This is a genomic window from Inquilinus sp. (assembly GCF_057815775.1).
Map to the genome: position 1 here is coordinate 1 of NZ_JBYRFX010000211.1, position 14,105 is coordinate 14,105.

At 71.2% G+C, this 14,105-nt stretch carries 12 protein-coding genes; 6 read left to right on the forward strand and 6 right to left on the reverse strand.

The window, feature by feature from the left end:
• From AC3XYG_RS07375 to AC3XYG_RS07385, 3 genes are all read right to left on the reverse strand, one after another.
• Window positions 1-755: CCA tRNA nucleotidyltransferase (locus tag AC3XYG_RS07375; RefSeq protein ID WP_489139162.1), on the reverse strand; the 755-nt coding region annotated here is incomplete at its 3' end.
• Window positions 752-1,366: a CoA pyrophosphatase gene (locus tag AC3XYG_RS07380; RefSeq protein ID WP_489139163.1), complete on the reverse strand. Its 615-nt coding sequence runs from the start codon at window positions 1,364-1,366 to the stop codon at window positions 752-754. The genes AC3XYG_RS07380 and AC3XYG_RS07375, both read right to left, overlap by 4 nt.
• Complete coding sequence (locus AC3XYG_RS07385) at window positions 1,363-1,962, reverse strand: DUF1285 domain-containing protein (protein ID WP_489139164.1); 600 nt, start codon at window positions 1,960-1,962, stop codon at window positions 1,363-1,365. Before AC3XYG_RS07385 ends, AC3XYG_RS07380 begins: the two co-directional genes overlap by 4 nt.
• A gap of 75 nt (window positions 1,963-2,037) precedes the next feature.
• Between AC3XYG_RS07385 and AC3XYG_RS07390 the strand changes: the two genes are divergently transcribed.
• The 4 genes from AC3XYG_RS07390 to AC3XYG_RS07405 are packed head-to-tail and all read left to right on the forward strand — an operon-like array spanning window position 2,038 to window position 8,829.
• A complete protein-coding gene (locus tag AC3XYG_RS07390; RefSeq protein WP_489139165.1) occupies window positions 2,038-3,051 on the forward strand; it encodes an AAA family ATPase in 1,014 nt (337 codons plus the stop codon).
• A gap of 5 nt (window positions 3,052-3,056) precedes the next feature.
• Window positions 3,057-3,992 (forward strand): DUF58 domain-containing protein, encoded by a 936-nt coding sequence (locus tag AC3XYG_RS07395; RefSeq protein ID WP_489139166.1) that lies wholly within the window; start codon window positions 3,057-3,059, stop codon window positions 3,990-3,992.
• Window positions 3,986-6,748, forward strand: a complete 2,763-nt coding sequence (locus AC3XYG_RS07400) for a DUF4159 domain-containing protein (protein ID WP_489139167.1) — start codon at window positions 3,986-3,988, stop codon at window positions 6,746-6,748. Before AC3XYG_RS07395 ends, AC3XYG_RS07400 begins: the two co-directional genes overlap by 7 nt.
• Window positions 6,749-6,750: 2 nt before the next feature.
• Complete coding sequence (locus AC3XYG_RS07405) at window positions 6,751-8,829, forward strand: hypothetical protein (RefSeq protein ID WP_489139168.1); 2,079 nt, start codon at window positions 6,751-6,753, stop codon at window positions 8,827-8,829.
• 12 nt (window positions 8,830-8,841) lie between these two features.
• On the opposite strand, the gene AC3XYG_RS07410 is transcribed toward AC3XYG_RS07405, so the two are convergent.
• Complete coding sequence (locus AC3XYG_RS07410; RefSeq protein ID WP_489139169.1) at window positions 8,842-9,789, reverse strand: AraC family transcriptional regulator; 948 nt, start codon at window positions 9,787-9,789, stop codon at window positions 8,842-8,844.
• 150 nt (window positions 9,790-9,939) lie between these two features.
• Here AC3XYG_RS07410 and AC3XYG_RS07415 point away from each other — a divergent pair, with 150 nt between their 5' ends.
• Window positions 9,940-10,998: an NAD(P)-dependent alcohol dehydrogenase gene (locus tag AC3XYG_RS07415; protein WP_489139170.1), complete on the forward strand. Its 1,059-nt coding sequence runs from the start codon at window positions 9,940-9,942 to the stop codon at window positions 10,996-10,998.
• A gap of 67 nt (window positions 10,999-11,065) precedes the next feature.
• On the opposite strand, the gene AC3XYG_RS07420 is transcribed toward AC3XYG_RS07415, so the two are convergent.
• Window positions 11,066-12,136 (reverse strand): OmpA family protein, encoded by a 1,071-nt coding sequence (locus AC3XYG_RS07420; RefSeq protein WP_489139171.1) that lies wholly within the window; start codon window positions 12,134-12,136, stop codon window positions 11,066-11,068.
• Between the two features lie 575 nt (window positions 12,137-12,711).
• On the opposite strand from AC3XYG_RS07420, the gene AC3XYG_RS07425 reads away from it, so the two are divergent.
• Entirely contained in the window at window positions 12,712-13,869 is a 1,158-nt protein-coding gene (locus tag AC3XYG_RS07425; RefSeq protein WP_489139172.1) for a hypothetical protein, read from the forward strand.
• Here AC3XYG_RS07425 and AC3XYG_RS07430 read toward each other — a convergent pair.
• A partial coding sequence (locus AC3XYG_RS07430; protein ID WP_489139173.1) for a hypothetical protein occupies window positions 13,829-14,105 on the reverse strand: 277 nt, incomplete at its 5' end. The genes AC3XYG_RS07425 and AC3XYG_RS07430 overlap by 41 nt on opposite strands.

The window sequence follows — 14,105 nt, forward strand, 5'->3', positions numbered from 1 at the left end:
AGCCGGACGATGTCGCCATCCTCGCCCAGCACGTGCCCGGCGATGCCGGCGTCGATCATCGCCCGCCACACCGGCACCGGGTCCGGCGCGGCCAGCAGCTTCAGCAATTCGGCCCGGACCCGCTCGCCCGACAGCCGGTCCAGCCCGCCCGCCGCCGCCGCGCAGGCCGCCAGCGCCGCCGGGTCGGGGTCGCCCTGGCCGTAATGGGCGTGGAAGCGGAAGAACCGCAGGATGCGCAGGGCGTCCTCGGCGATGCGCTTGGCCGGGTCGCCGACGAAGCGGACCCGGCCGGCCAGCGCATCCGCCACGCCGCCGAAATAGTCGTGCACCGCGCCGTCCGGGTCGGCCGACAGCGCGTTCATGGTGAAGTCGCGCCGCGCCGCATCGGCCCGCCAGTCGCCGGTGAATTCGACCACGGCGTGCCGGCCGTCGGTCTCGACATCGACCCGCAGCGTCGTGACCTCGAAGCTCTTATTGCCGGACCGGGCCGTGAGGGTGCCGTGCTCCAGCCCGGTCGGGATCACGCCGAGCCCGGCGTTGCGCAGCGCGATCATCACCGCCTCCGGCCGCAGCGGCGTGGCGATGTCGACATCCGCCGCGTCGCGGCCGAGCAGGGCGTTGCGGACGCAGCCGCCGACGAAGCGCGGGTCGAAGCCCGGGATCGACAGGGCGTCGATCACCGCCCGGGCGGCACGGTCCACGGCCCAGCCGGGCAAGGGCGACAGGTGGTGCGAGGGCAGGTCATAGCCGGTCAAGGAGCAGGTCCGAGCAGAACGTCACGCAGATTGCGCAGGATGCCCGCGGTCACGCCCCAGACATAGCGGTCGCGATAGGGGAAGGCATAATACTGCCGCTCGACCCCCTGCACGGTGATGCGGTGCAGCTTCGGGTTGCCCGGCGCCAGGATGAAGGCCAGCGGCACCTCGAAGATCTCGGCCACCTCGAACGGGTCCGGCGCCGTCTCGAACGGCGGCACCAGCAGCCCGACGAAGGGCTGGATCTCGAAGCCGGTGCGGCTGACATAGGTGTCGAGCCGGCCGACGATCTCGACCCGGTCGCGCGGCAGGCCGATCTCCTCCTCCGTCTCGCGCAGCGCCGCCGCCAGCGGGTCGGCATCGCCGGGGTCGACGCCGCCGCCGGGGAAGCTGATCTGGCCGGCATGGGCGGTCAAATGCGGCGTGCGCAGAGTCAGCAGGATGGTGTCGCCCTCCGGCCGCCGGACGATCGGCACCAGCACCGCCGCCGGGCGCAGCGCCGCCAGCGGCTTGAGGTCCGGGTTCAAATCGTGGTCGCCGCGCGACAGCTTCGGCCGGTATCGCCGCAGCCGCTCCAGATCGGCCGGTGCGGAGGGGTCGGGTCCTGTCACGCCTGGTCCAGCGGGAAGAAAACCCGGTGGCTCCACACCCCCATCCGGCCCTCATGGCTGACGGCGCGTTCGGCCAGCTCGTAGAACACCGGGCGCGCCAGCAGCGCCTCGAGCCCGCCCTTGACCTGGATATAGGGCGACGGCACGCCCGTGCCCGCCGCGAAGGCGACGCGGATCGGGTGGTACGGTCCGGCCTCGCACAGCGCGTCGAGATTGGTGCGGAAGGTCAGAACCTGGTCCTCGCTCTCCCCCGCGGCATCGACCGCGACGGCGACGAAGGGGGCGTCGTCGACCGTGATCCGGCCACGTTCGGCCGGCGTGATCAGCCAGTAATCCCCGGCGTCGTCGCGACGCAGCACTGTGGCGAACAGCTTGACCAGGGCGATCCGGCGGATCGGGCCGCCGTGATAGTACCAGGTGCCGTCGCGGCCGATGCGGATGTCATAGGCCTCGTCCGCCGCGGTCGGGTTGGTTGAGGGGGCCCCACGCCGGGCATCGGCCAGCGCCGCCGCCAGCGGGGCATCGCCGCCGGCTGCGTCAGACGGCGCCCGGCCGGGGTGCGTTTTGTTCGACTCGTCTTCGCCCAATTCCGCCATACTCTTGCAATAAGCCCGTCAGATACCGCGCATCAGATCACCGGCTCATTCGATCACAGGCAGAGCGGCACGCCCATGCAAACGACCGTTTCGTCCCCGACCGATCTCGACACGCCGGCCACGCCCGCCGACATCGATGCGGCGGTCGAGCGCCTGTCCGCCGTCCGCAGCATGATCGGCCGGGTCATCTTCGGCCAACAAGAGGTGATCGACCAGAGCCTCATCACCATCCTGGCCGGCGGCCATGTCCTACTGGTCGGGTTGCCCGGCCTGGCCAAGACCCGGCTGGTCGAGACGCTGGGCGCCGTGCTGGGCCTGGACGAGCGCCGGGTGCAGTGCACCCCCGACCTGATGCCGGCCGACATCCTCGGCTCCGAAGTGCTGGAGGAGACCGAGACCGGACGCCGCAGCTTCCGCTTCCTGCCCGGCCCGGTGTTCTGCCAGCTGCTGATGGCCGACGAGATCAACCGCGCCAGCCCGCGCACCCAGTCGGCGCTGCTGCAGGCGATGCAGGAGCACCGGGTGTCGATCGCCGGCCGCTACCTGCCGCTGCCGGAACCCTTCCATGTCCTGGCCACCCAGAACCCGCTGGAGCAGGAGGGCACCTATCCCCTGCCCGAGGCGCAGCTGGACCGATTCCTGATGCAGGTCGATGTCGGCTATCCCGACCTGGCGGCGGAGCGCCGCATCCTGCTGGCCACCACCGGTGTCGCCGAGGCCCAGATCGAGGCGGTGATGAGCCCGGAGTCGCTGCAGCGGACGCAGCGCCTGGTGCGCCGCCTGCCGGTGGGCGAGACCGTGGTCGACGCCATTCTGTCGCTGGTCCGCGCCGCCCGGCCCGATTCGACCGATCTGCCGGAGGTGCAGCGCATGGTCGGCTGGGGCCCCGGCCCGCGCGCCAGCCAGTCGCTGATGCTGGCCTGCCGGGCCCGCGCGCTGCTGACCGGCCGGCCGTCGCCGTCGATCGACGATGTCGCGGCGCTGGCCCACCCGATCCTGCAGCACCGCATGGCCCTGACCTTCGCAGCACGGGCCGACGGCGCGACGATCACCGATGTGATCGAGCGGCTGGTCGCCCGCCTGGGCTGAGGCCGGTGGCGCTCGCCCCTCCCCCACCCCTGGCCGGCGCCGCGCGGCGCAAGGCCGCCGATGCGCTGGCCGCGACGCTGCCGCCGCTGCTGGTCGCCGCCGACCGGATCGCCGCGACCGTGGCCCAGGGCGTGCATGGCCGCCGCCGGGTCGGCGTCGGCGAAAGCTTCTGGCAGTTCCGCCGCTACCAGCCGGGAGAGCCGGTCGGCCGGATCGACTGGCGCCAGTCGGGCAAGACCGAGGGTCTGTTCCAGCGCGAGACCGAATGGGCCGCGGTGCAGACGGTGTGGTTGTGGCGCGATGCCTCGCCTTCGATGGATTACCGCTCCTCCAACGGCATCCCGACCAAGCGCGAGCGCGGCGAGGTGCTGCTGCTCGCCCTCGCCTCACTGCTCAACCGCGCCGGTGAGCGGGTGGCGCTGATCGGCGGCGGGGCACCGCCGGCGACCGGGCGGGCCAATCTGCTGCGCCTGGCCGCGGCGCTCGACCGTTCGCCGGAAGGCACTGCGCCGGGCGACGCACCCGACACCAAGGCCGTGCCGTGGGAGCTGCGGGTGCCGCGCCACGCCGGCATGGTGCTGCTGGGCGACTGCCTCGCCCCGCTCGACCAGTTCGGCGCCTCGGTCGCGGCCTATGCGGCGCGCGGCGTGCGCGGCCACCTCCTGCAGATCCTCGACCCCGCCGAAGCCACCCTGCCCTTCGAGGGCCGCATCCGCTTCGAAGGCGTCGAAGAGGTCGAATCGACACTGATTCCCCGCGTGCGCTCGGTCCGCGACGCCTATCGCGAGCGACTGGCGGCGCATCAGGACGGCCTTGCCGCGATCGCGCGCAGCGCCGGCTGGACCTTCGCCGTCCACCGCACCGACCGGTCGCCGGAGGCGGCGCTGCTCGGCCTGTGGGGCGCGATGTCCGGGGCCACGACCGGCAGGGCCAGATGGTGAGTATCAGCGCCCTCGTCTTCCTGGCACCCGCCATCCTGGCGGCGCTGATCCTGCTGCCGGTGATCTACTGGCTGCTGCGCGTCACCCCGCCGGCGCCGCGGCGCCTGAGCTTCCCGGCGATCCGGCTGCTCCTGGGCCTGCAGGCGCAGGAGGAGACGCCGGAGCGGATGCCGTGGTGGCTGCTGGTCATGCGCCTGGCCCTGGCCGCGCTGATCATCGTCGCCCTGGCGCATCCGGTGCTGAACCCGAGCGCGGCGCTGCCGGGCAGCGGCCCGGTGCTGCTGGTGGTCGACAATGGCTGGGCCGCCGGCAAGGCCTGGCCGCAGCGGCAGGAGGCCCTGCGCGCCGCCGTCGACAAGGCCGAGCGCGCCGGCCGCGACCTGGTGCTGCTGACCACCGCGCCGACCGCCCCGGGCGAGCCGATCGCCCCGAGCCGGCTGCTGCGCCCGGCCGAGGCGCGCGGCGTGATCGACGCGCTGGCGCCCAGCCCCTGGCCGACCGACCGGACGGCGGCGCTGAAGGCGGTCGATGCGCTGCGCCTGCCCGGCTCGGTCCATGTCGTCTGGGCCAGCGACGGCATCACCACCCAGAAGGAGGCGGCGGGGGCGCGCGATCTGGCCGCCCGGCTTCAGCGCTTCGGCAGCCTGGAGATGCTGGTGCCACCCTCCGTCGAACTGGCGCATCTGCTCGGCACGCCGCAGGTGGTCGACGCCGCACTGACCGTGCCGGTGCGCCGCGCCGCCGCCACCGCCACCGGCGACATCCCGCTGGTGGTGAGAGCCGTGGCCGAGGATGGCCGTCCGCTGGCCCGGACCGAGGTGCATTTCGCCGCCGGGCAACGCCAGGCCGAGGCCCGGTTCGACCTGCCGTCGACCGCGCGCAACGAGATCGCCGCCGTGTCGATCGAGAGCGAGACCACTGCCGGGGCGACCATGCTGGTCGATGAACGCTGGCGCCGCCGGCCGGTCGGCGTCGCAGCGCCGCAGGACACCGCGCGGGCTCAGCCGCTGCTGACCGAGAGCTTCTACCTTGAGCGGGCGCTGGAGCCCTTCGCCGAGATCCGCCGCGGCAGCGTCGCCGAGCTGCTGGGCGGCACCCAGTCGAACGACCGGCTGGCCGCGCTGCTGCTGCCGGACGGCGCCCTGTCCTCCGATGCCGACCGCGAGGCGGCGACCCGGTGGATGGAGGCGGGCGGCGCCCTGATCCGCTTCGCCGGGCCGATCCTGGCGGCCAACCCCGACCCGCTGGTGCCGGTGCCGCTGCGCTTCGGCGACCGCACCCTGTCCGGCGCGATGTCCTGGACCGAGCCGATGGCGCTGGCGCCGTTCGACGCCACCAGCCCGTTCCAGGGCCTGACCCTGCCGCCCGACATCCGGGTGCAGCGCCAGGTGCTGGCCGACCCGTCGCCCGACCTGGCCGACAAGACCTGGGCCCGGCTGACCGACGGCACCCCGATCGTCACCGCCGAGAAGCGCGGCCGCGGCTGGCTGGTGCTGGTCCACACCACGGCCGGCCCGGCCTGGTCGAACCTGTCCTTCTCGGGCCTGTTCGTCGACATGCTGCGCCGCCTGGTGGCGCTGGGCAGCGGCGTCGGCGGCAGCAGCGGCCCGGCCAGCCTGCCGCCGGTGCGGGTGCTGGACGGCTACGGGAGGCTGGTGCCGCCGCCGCCGCTGGCCCTGCCGATCGCCGGCCCGGCCTTCGCCACGACGATACCCGGGCCGGAGCATCCCCCCGGCTTCTACGGCACCGAGGACAACCGGCAGGCCCTGAACCTGGGCTCCGCCGTGACCACCCTGGAGCCGATCGGCGATATGCCCGGCGGCGTTACCGTCTCAAGCTACGAGGCCCCGGCCGAGGTCGATCTGCGCCCCTGGATCTTTGCCGCCGCCATGGCGCTGCTCATTATCGACGGCATCCTGGCCCTGCTCCTGCGCGGGCTGCTGACGCCGCCGCGGCGCAGCGCCACCGCATCGATCCTGGTCGCCAGCCTCGCCGTCGCGGCCCTGGCCGGGCCCGCGCCGGCCCGGGCCGAGGACGACGCCCGGATCATCGCCATGGCCAACCATGTCCGCCTCGCCTATGTCGAGACCGGGCAGCAGGATGTCGACAGCGTCAGCCAGGCCGGGCTGGAAGGCCTGGCCCAGGTGCTGCGCGACCGCACCTCGGTCAATGCCGAGGGCGCGGTCGGCGTCAATGTCGAGAGCGACGAGCTGGCGTTCTTCCCGCTGCTGTATTGGCCGGTGACGCCGGCCCAGCCGCCGCTGTCGGATGCCGCGGTGGCCAAGCTGAACGCCTTCCTGCGCACCGGCGGCACCATCTTCTTCGACACCCGCGACCAGGCGATGGGCGGCACCGGGTCGCTGTCCGGCCCCGGGGCGGAGCGGCTGCGCGACCTGACCAAGGGCCTGGATATCCCGCCGCTGACGCCGGTGCCGCCCGACCACATCCTGACCCGCGCCTTCTACCTGATGCAGGATTTCCCCGGCCGCTATGCCGGTGGCGATGTCTGGGTCGAGACCGCGGACGCCACGGTCAATGACGGCGTCTCCACCATCATCATCGGTGCCAATGACTGGGCCGGCGCCTGGGCGATCGATGCCGGCGGGGCGCCGATGCTGCCGGTGGTGCCGGGCGGCGAGCGCCAGCGCGAGATGGCGTTCCGCTTCGGCGTCAACCTGGTGATGTACGCCCTGACCGGCAACTACAAGTCGGACCAGGTGCATGTCCCGGCGATCCTGGAACGGCTGGGGCAATAAGCATGGACGCAGCCTCCGTCGCCCTCGCGCCTCTTCTCCCCTGGATCGTCCTCGGCCCACTGCTGGGCTTGGCCGTGCTGGCGCTGCTGATCGGCGTCTGGCGCCGCGCGCCCGGCCTGCCCTGGCGCGCCCTCGCCTTCCTCGCATTGGCCACAGCCCTGCTGAACCCGTCGCTGGTGGAGGAGAAGCGCGACCCGATCCGCGACGTGGCGGTGGTGGTGGTCGACCGGTCGCCGTCCGACCAGATCGAGGACCGCCCGGCCCGGATCGACGCCGCCGTGGCCGACCTGCACACCAAGCTGGCCGCCTTCCCCGACCTGGAGACCCGCTTCGTCACCGTCGGCGAAGGCGCCGACGCCTCGCTCGACGAGACCCATCTGTTCGAGGCGCTGGGCGCGGCCACGGCGGATGTGCCGCGGCGACGGCTGGCCGGCGCCATCCTGGTCACCGACGGCCAGGTGCACGACGTGCCGACCACTCCGGCCGCCCGCACCGCCTTCGGCCCGGTCCACACCCTGCTGACCGGGCGCAAGGACGAGATCGACCGCCGCATCGTCGTGTCCCAGGCGCCGAGCTTCGGCCTGGTCGGCCAGGACGTGACCGTAACCCTGCGGGTCGACGACCTGCCGAAGGCCGAGCCCGGCGCCGTCGCCACCGTGACCGCGACCAAGGACGCCGGCGCGCCGGAGGCGCTGCAGCTGCCGGTCGGGCGCGACACCCAGGTGAGCTTCCACCTCGACCATGGCGGCCCGACCGTGTTCGAATTCGCGGTCGAGGGCCTGCCGGGCGAGCTGAGCCAGGCCAACAACCGCGCCGCCATCGTCGTCAACGGCGTGCGCGACCGGCTGCGCGTGCTGCTGGTGTCGGGCGAGCCGCATCCGGGCGAGCGCACCTGGCGGAACATCCTGAAATCCGACCCGTCGGTCGACCTGGTCCACTTCACCATCCTGCGCCCGCCGGAGAAGCAGGACGGCACGCCGATCAACGAGCTGTCGCTGATCTCCTTCCCGATCCGCGAGCTGTTCGAGACCAACCTCAAGGATTTCGATCTCATCATCTTCGACCGCTACCGGCGGATGGGCGTGCTGCCGAACCTCTATCTCGGCAACATCGCCCGCTACGTGCAGGAGGGCGGCGCCTTCCTCGAGGTGTCCGGCGAGGCCTTCGCCGAGCCCTTGAGCCTGTACCGTACGCCGATCGGCAACATCCTGCCGGCCGAGCCGACCGGCGAGGTGCTGGAACAGGGCTACCGCCCCACCGTGACCGAGCTGGGCCAGCGCCATCCGGTGACGGCAATGCTGCCGGGCTCCACCGACGGGCCGGGCGGCGCGCCGAGCTGGGGCCGCTGGTTCCGGCAGATCGACGTGGTGCCGCATTCCGGCAATGTGGTGATGACCGGGGTCAGCGGCCGGCCGCTGCTGTTCCTCAACCGGGTCGGCGAGGGCCGGGTGGCGCAGATGGCATCGGACCAGATCTGGCTGTGGAGCCGCGGCTTCGAAGGCGGCGGCCCGCAGGCCGAGCTGCTGCGCCGGCTGGCGCATTGGCTGATGCGCGAGCCGGAGCTGGAGGAGAATGTGCTGCGGGCCGAATCCGCCGGCCAGCGCATCGAGATCAGCCGCCGCAGCCTGGAGCAGAGCAACCCGCCGATCACCGTGACCGACCCGGACGGCAAGGCCCAGACCGTGACGCTGGCCGAGACCACACCCGGCCTCTATGCCGGCCGGGTCAACGCCCAGGGGCCGGGCATCTACCGCGTCAGCGACGGCGACAAGACGGCGCTGGCCGTGGTCGGCACGCTGAACCCGCCGGAGCTGAGCGACATGCGGGCGGTGCCGGACAAACTGGCACCGGTGACCGAGGCCAGCGGCGGCGGCGTCGCCTGGCTGGCGACCGACGGCGTGCCGAGCATCCGCCGCACCCGGCCGGACCGCGCGGCCGCCGGCACCGGCTGGATCGGCCTGCGCGGCAATGGCGACTACACCGTCACAGGGATGACCGAGACGCCGCTGCTGCCGCCGCTGATCGCCCTGTTCCTGGGATTGGGCGGGCTGATGGCCGCCTGGCGGCGCGAGGGGCGCTGAAGGGCCCTTGCTTCAGCGGCCCCGCAGCAGCGAGATGTCGCGGATCGGCGGGTTGCCGAACAATCGCCTGTACTCTCGGCTGAACTGGGTCACGCTCTCATAGCCGACGCGGAACGCCGCGGTGCCGGCATCCATCGGTTCGGTCAGCAGCAGGCGGCGCGCCTCATGCAGCCGGATCTGCTTCTGGTACTGCAGCGGGCTCATCCGCGTGATGGCGGCGAAATGGTGGTGGAAGGTCGACACGCCCATCGCCGCCATCTCCGCCAGCGCCTCGATCCGGACCGGCTCGGCATGGTGCTGGCGCAGCCAGGCGATCACCCCCGCGATCCGGTGGCACCGCGTCCCCTGCATCGTGATCTGACGCAGCCGGGCGCCGGCCGGCCCCACCAGCAGGCGATAGACGATCTCGCGCAGCACCAGCCGGCCCATGACCGGGATGTCCCGCGGCGTCTCCGACAGGGCCGCCAGCCGCGTGATGGCATCGAGCAGGTCGGCCGTCGCCGATCCCGTCGCCATCGCCGATGGGACCCCGCCGGCGTGAAGGCCGTGCAGGTCGATCTCGGCGCCGACCTCCTGCACCACGGCGGAATCCAGCTTCAGCATGATCGACAGGAACGGATAGGCCTCGCTGCCATCCAGCACCTGCGCGATGGTCGGCAGGTCGACCGAAGTCACGACGAAGCTGCCCGCGCCATACTCATAGGTTTCCGAGCCGAGCACGACCCGCTTGCGGCCCTGGATGACGAGCGAGAGGCTGGGCTCATACAGCGCCGCCGTCGGCTCGCAGAACTGGTCGCGGCGATAGAAGGACAGGCCTGGCACGGCGGTGTCATGGTCGCCCGGCCCGGGCAGGTGGCGGAAGAGGCGCTCGGCCAGGCGGGCGCGCAGCATCGCCAGGCTCGCCTGCTCATCGTCCGCGAGACGGTCCGGGGCGTCTTGTCGATCGTCCAGCATCAGCATGACGGCATCCTGCCGCCTGGCCCGTCAGCCGGCAAGCGGCGGGGCCGACGGCCAGAGAATCGGGCAACAATCCGGAAGGATCGAGCTACCGCCGCCGGACGCGCGGGGGATAGAGCAGACGGGTCTTCCCCTTCTGCGAACGGACCATCGATGCAAACCATCGGATACGCCGCCCATGACGCGGCAAGCCCGCTTGCGCCCTTTTCCTTCGAACGGCGTGAGCTGCGCGACAACGATGTCGCGATCGAGATCCTCTATTGCGGCATCTGCCACACCGACCTGCACCTGGCCCGGAACGCCTGGAAGGATTGGGGTCCGACCCACTACCCCTGCGTTCCCGGCCACGAGATCATCGGCCGGGTCACGGCCCTGGGCAATGGCGCGACGCGTCACGCCATCGGCGACCTGGTCGCGGTCGGCACCATCGTCGACAGCTGTCAGCATTGCGACCAATGCCGCCGCGACCAGGAGCAGATGTGCCGGGACTATCCGACCATCACCTACAACGCCTTCGACCGGATCGACGGCAGCCCGACCTATGGCGGCTTTTCCAAACATCTGGTGGTGCGTGAAGAGTTCGCGCTGCGGATGCCCGACGGGCTCGATCCGTCCCGGGCGGCGCCGCTGCTTTGCGCCGGGATCACCGTCTATTCGCCGCTGCGGCTGTGGAATGTCGGCCCGGGCAGCCGGGTCGGCGTGGTCGGCATCGGCGGCCTGGGCCATCTCGCCGTGCGCTTCGCCGCGGCGCTGGGCGCCACCGTCACGGTGATCACGCGCTCCGAGGCCAAGGCGGCCGAGGCGCACAGCCTGGGTGCCGACCATGTCCTCGTCTCGACCTCGGCCGAGGCGATGGCGGCCGCGGCATCGTCGTTCGACGTCATCATCGACACCATTCCGGCCCGTCACGACGTCACGCCCTATGTCGGGCTGCTGGACATCGAAGGCGTCCTGGTGATCGTCGGCCAGCTCGGCGACATGGACGGCTTCAGCTCCCTACCCCTCCTCACCGGGCGCCGGCGGATCACCGGCTCGCCGTCCGGCGGCCTGGCCGAGACGCAGGAAATGCTCGATTTCTGCGCCCGGAAGCAGGTCCTGCCCGATTGCGAGACCGTCGCCATGGGCGAGGTCAACGCGGCGTTCGAGCGCCTGGAGCGCGGCGACGTGCGCTATCGCTTCGTGATCGACATGGGGTCCCTGTCGCTGGCGTAAGCGCCAGGGAGCCCTTGCCGGTTCCCGGGATTCGAGGCTCGCGGCGACGGACCGCGAGCCACCTCTTTCAATTCATCACGATCTCGACGCGCCGGTTCTGCGGTTCGCGCACGCCGTCGGCGGTCGGCACCAGCGGGTCGGCCTCGCCGACGCCGCGGACCGCGATCAGGCTGTCCGTCACGCCGTCGGCCACCAGCTCGCGCCGCACCGTCTCGCCCCGCCGCACCGACAGCGCCTGGTTGTAGGCGTCGGTGCCGGACCGGTCGGTGTGGCCGGTGACGTCGATCCGGGTCGATTCGCCCTTCAGGGCATCGGTGGCGGCGGAGGCGACGATCGACTTCGCCTCCGGCGTCAGGCGCGTGCTGTCGAAATCGAAGAAGACGAGATAGCTGCGCTGGCCGGGGTTGACCGCCACCGGCTCGGGCAGCGACGAGGCCTCGCCGAACTCGAAGGTGTATTTGAAGCCGGCCAGGATGGTGTGGTTGTTCGGGCTGCCGACCTTGATCTTGGTGTCGCCCGAGGTGACGTTGGCCTCGGTCTCGCCGAGATAGCGGTACTCCAGGTTCACCGCCAGCTTCGGGGTGATGTAGTAGGACACGCCAGCGATGCCTTGATAGGCGAACAGCGGCGAATTGTAGTCCGTGTCGATATCCGCGCCCTTGACCTTGGCCGTCCAGTTGTTGAAGCCGACGCCGATGCCGCCGCCGACATAGGGCACGAAGGGCGAGCCGAACTCGAAATCGTAATAGACGTTGGCCATCAGCCCGATGGTGCGCTCATGGCCCTTCACATCGACCTTGACGTCGCTGGCGCCGGGGACGGTGAAGCGGCCGCGCCGAAAGGAATCATAGCCGAACTTGACGTCGCCGACGTCGTTCTGGCGAATGCTGGCTTCGACATCGGCCCGGATCGCCCCGAAATCATAGCCGACATAGAAATCGCCGGCGACCGCGGAGTCGAGGGCGACATTGGCCCGGCTCTTGGTCTGCGGATCCGAGAAGTTCCAACCCTGGTCCTGCCGGAAGTTCACCCCGGCGCCGGCGCCGAAATAGATGCCGCGCGCCTGCTGGGCCATGGCGGGCATCGCCAGCAGCGCAACAGCGGCAGCCGTCGCGGCGCACAATATCGGAGACTTCATCTGCAGCCTTCCTGGTCAGAGTTCGAGCGGAGGCCCCCCACCCGGCACCTTGATGCACGGTTTCATCCAGGCCCACAGCAGACATACGAAGGCTTCGTCAAACGATCAACCGCAAATCAAAGACTTCGCGTTTTGAATCCCAATGATATCTTTACCACAATGCAAAGATTCGGAGAATCCAGCGCGATTCGGCCGCATAATTGTCGGACATGATCGAGAATTACAGGATCAATATCTGAAGAATATCTGTTGCATTCGATTCGAATTCCGGAAAAATCGGGCGAATGCCGCCTGCAGACTCGCGAAGTCTGACAGCGGACCGAGGCGCGACCAGGCGGTAGGATGCCAGGCGTCTTCGCCTGACCTCTCCGCAAGCGAGGCGTCATCGGAAGGGCTCTCCACCCACTGTCGTCATTCCCGCAAAAGCGGGAATCTCTTGCAGATCAAGCCGCGACGAGATCTCCGCTTTCGCGGGGATGACGGATCGAGGGGTGAAAGGCCTCGCAATCCCTGCGTCACTCTTGTGCACGTTTTGTTCATTGCGGCTATCTGCCCAACGGCCGCATGCTTCCTCCATGACCCAAGCCCCGCTCGATCCCGCAACCGACCCCGCCGGCACCACAAGCCTCGGCGGCGAGACGCATGAGCGGGATTGGGCGGCGCTGGAGCTGGAGGTGCTGGGTGACCTGGCGCGGATCGGCAATTCCATCTCCGAACAGCTGAACCAGGGATACGCGGCAGCAGCAGCCGCCCTGCCCGCCGGATCCCCCGCACGGGTCAAGGCCGACCGCGAGGTCACCCTGGCCTTCGCGCGGCTCTCCCGCGCGGTGCGCCTGACCATGGCGATGTTCGGCCGGGTGCGGCAGGCCCGCGAGGCCCTGGCCGCCGGCACGGCGTCGCCGGCCGGGCCGGAACGCCTGTCCGCCGGATCATCCCAACGCGCCATCGACGCGATGGTCCGGGCACTTGAGGCCCGGACGCTCGATCTCGACGCCGGGGGCGACGATTTCGACGACGACGATCTGGACGACGAAGAGGATCTGTTCGACGATCTCTACGACGGGCCCGACCCGGCCGAAACGCCGGATCGCCCGGACCGGGAAAGCCTGACCGAGCTCGCGGATTTCGGCTTCTCGCTCGACCGCTGCGGCCCCGGCGAGGTCATCGCCCGGATCTATCGCGACCTCGGCCTGCCCCCAGACCCCGCCCGCTGGCCGCAAGCCTGGCCGGCCCGGCCGCAACGGCCAACCGGCTGCCTTGTCGCGGTGGGGCAGGGGCTGGTTGCCCGCAGACGGGTCGCCGGCAGGCTCGGACCAGGACACAGTGGGCGTCCCAGGCCCAGCCTCGGGGCCAAGAGCGTCGAGGACCTGCGGCTGCGGCTCGGGCGAAACCTTCCGGGCCGCGGCGCCGCCGGGGTTGCCGCCGGCCTGGGCCGGCCAGGCTTGCGGCCAGCGGGCGGGGTCCGGGGGCAGGCCGAGGTCACGATAGATCCGGGCGATGACCTCGCCGGGGCCGCAGCGGTCGAGCGAGAAGCCGAAATCCGCGAGCTCGGTCAGGCTTTCCCGGTCCGGGCGATCCGGCGCCTCGGCCGGGTCGGGCCCGTCGTAGAGATCGTCGAACAGATCCTCTTCGTCGTCCAGATCGTCGTCGTCGAAATCGTCGCCCCCGGCGTCGAAATCGAGCGTCCGGGCCTCAAGCGCCCGGACCATCGCCTCGACGGCGCGTTGGGGTGACCCGGTGGGCGGCCGCGCCGGCCGGGCCGGCGGCCAGGGCCTCACGGGCCTGCCGCACCCGGGCGAACATCGCCATGGTCAGGCGCACGGCGCGGGAGAGGCGCATGAAGGCCAGGGTGACCTCGCGGTCGACCTTGACCCGTGCGGGAGATCCGGCGGGCAGGGCGGCGGCGGTTGCCTTGTATCCCTGGTTCAGCTGTTCGGAGATGGCGTTGCCGATCCGGGCGAGATCGTGC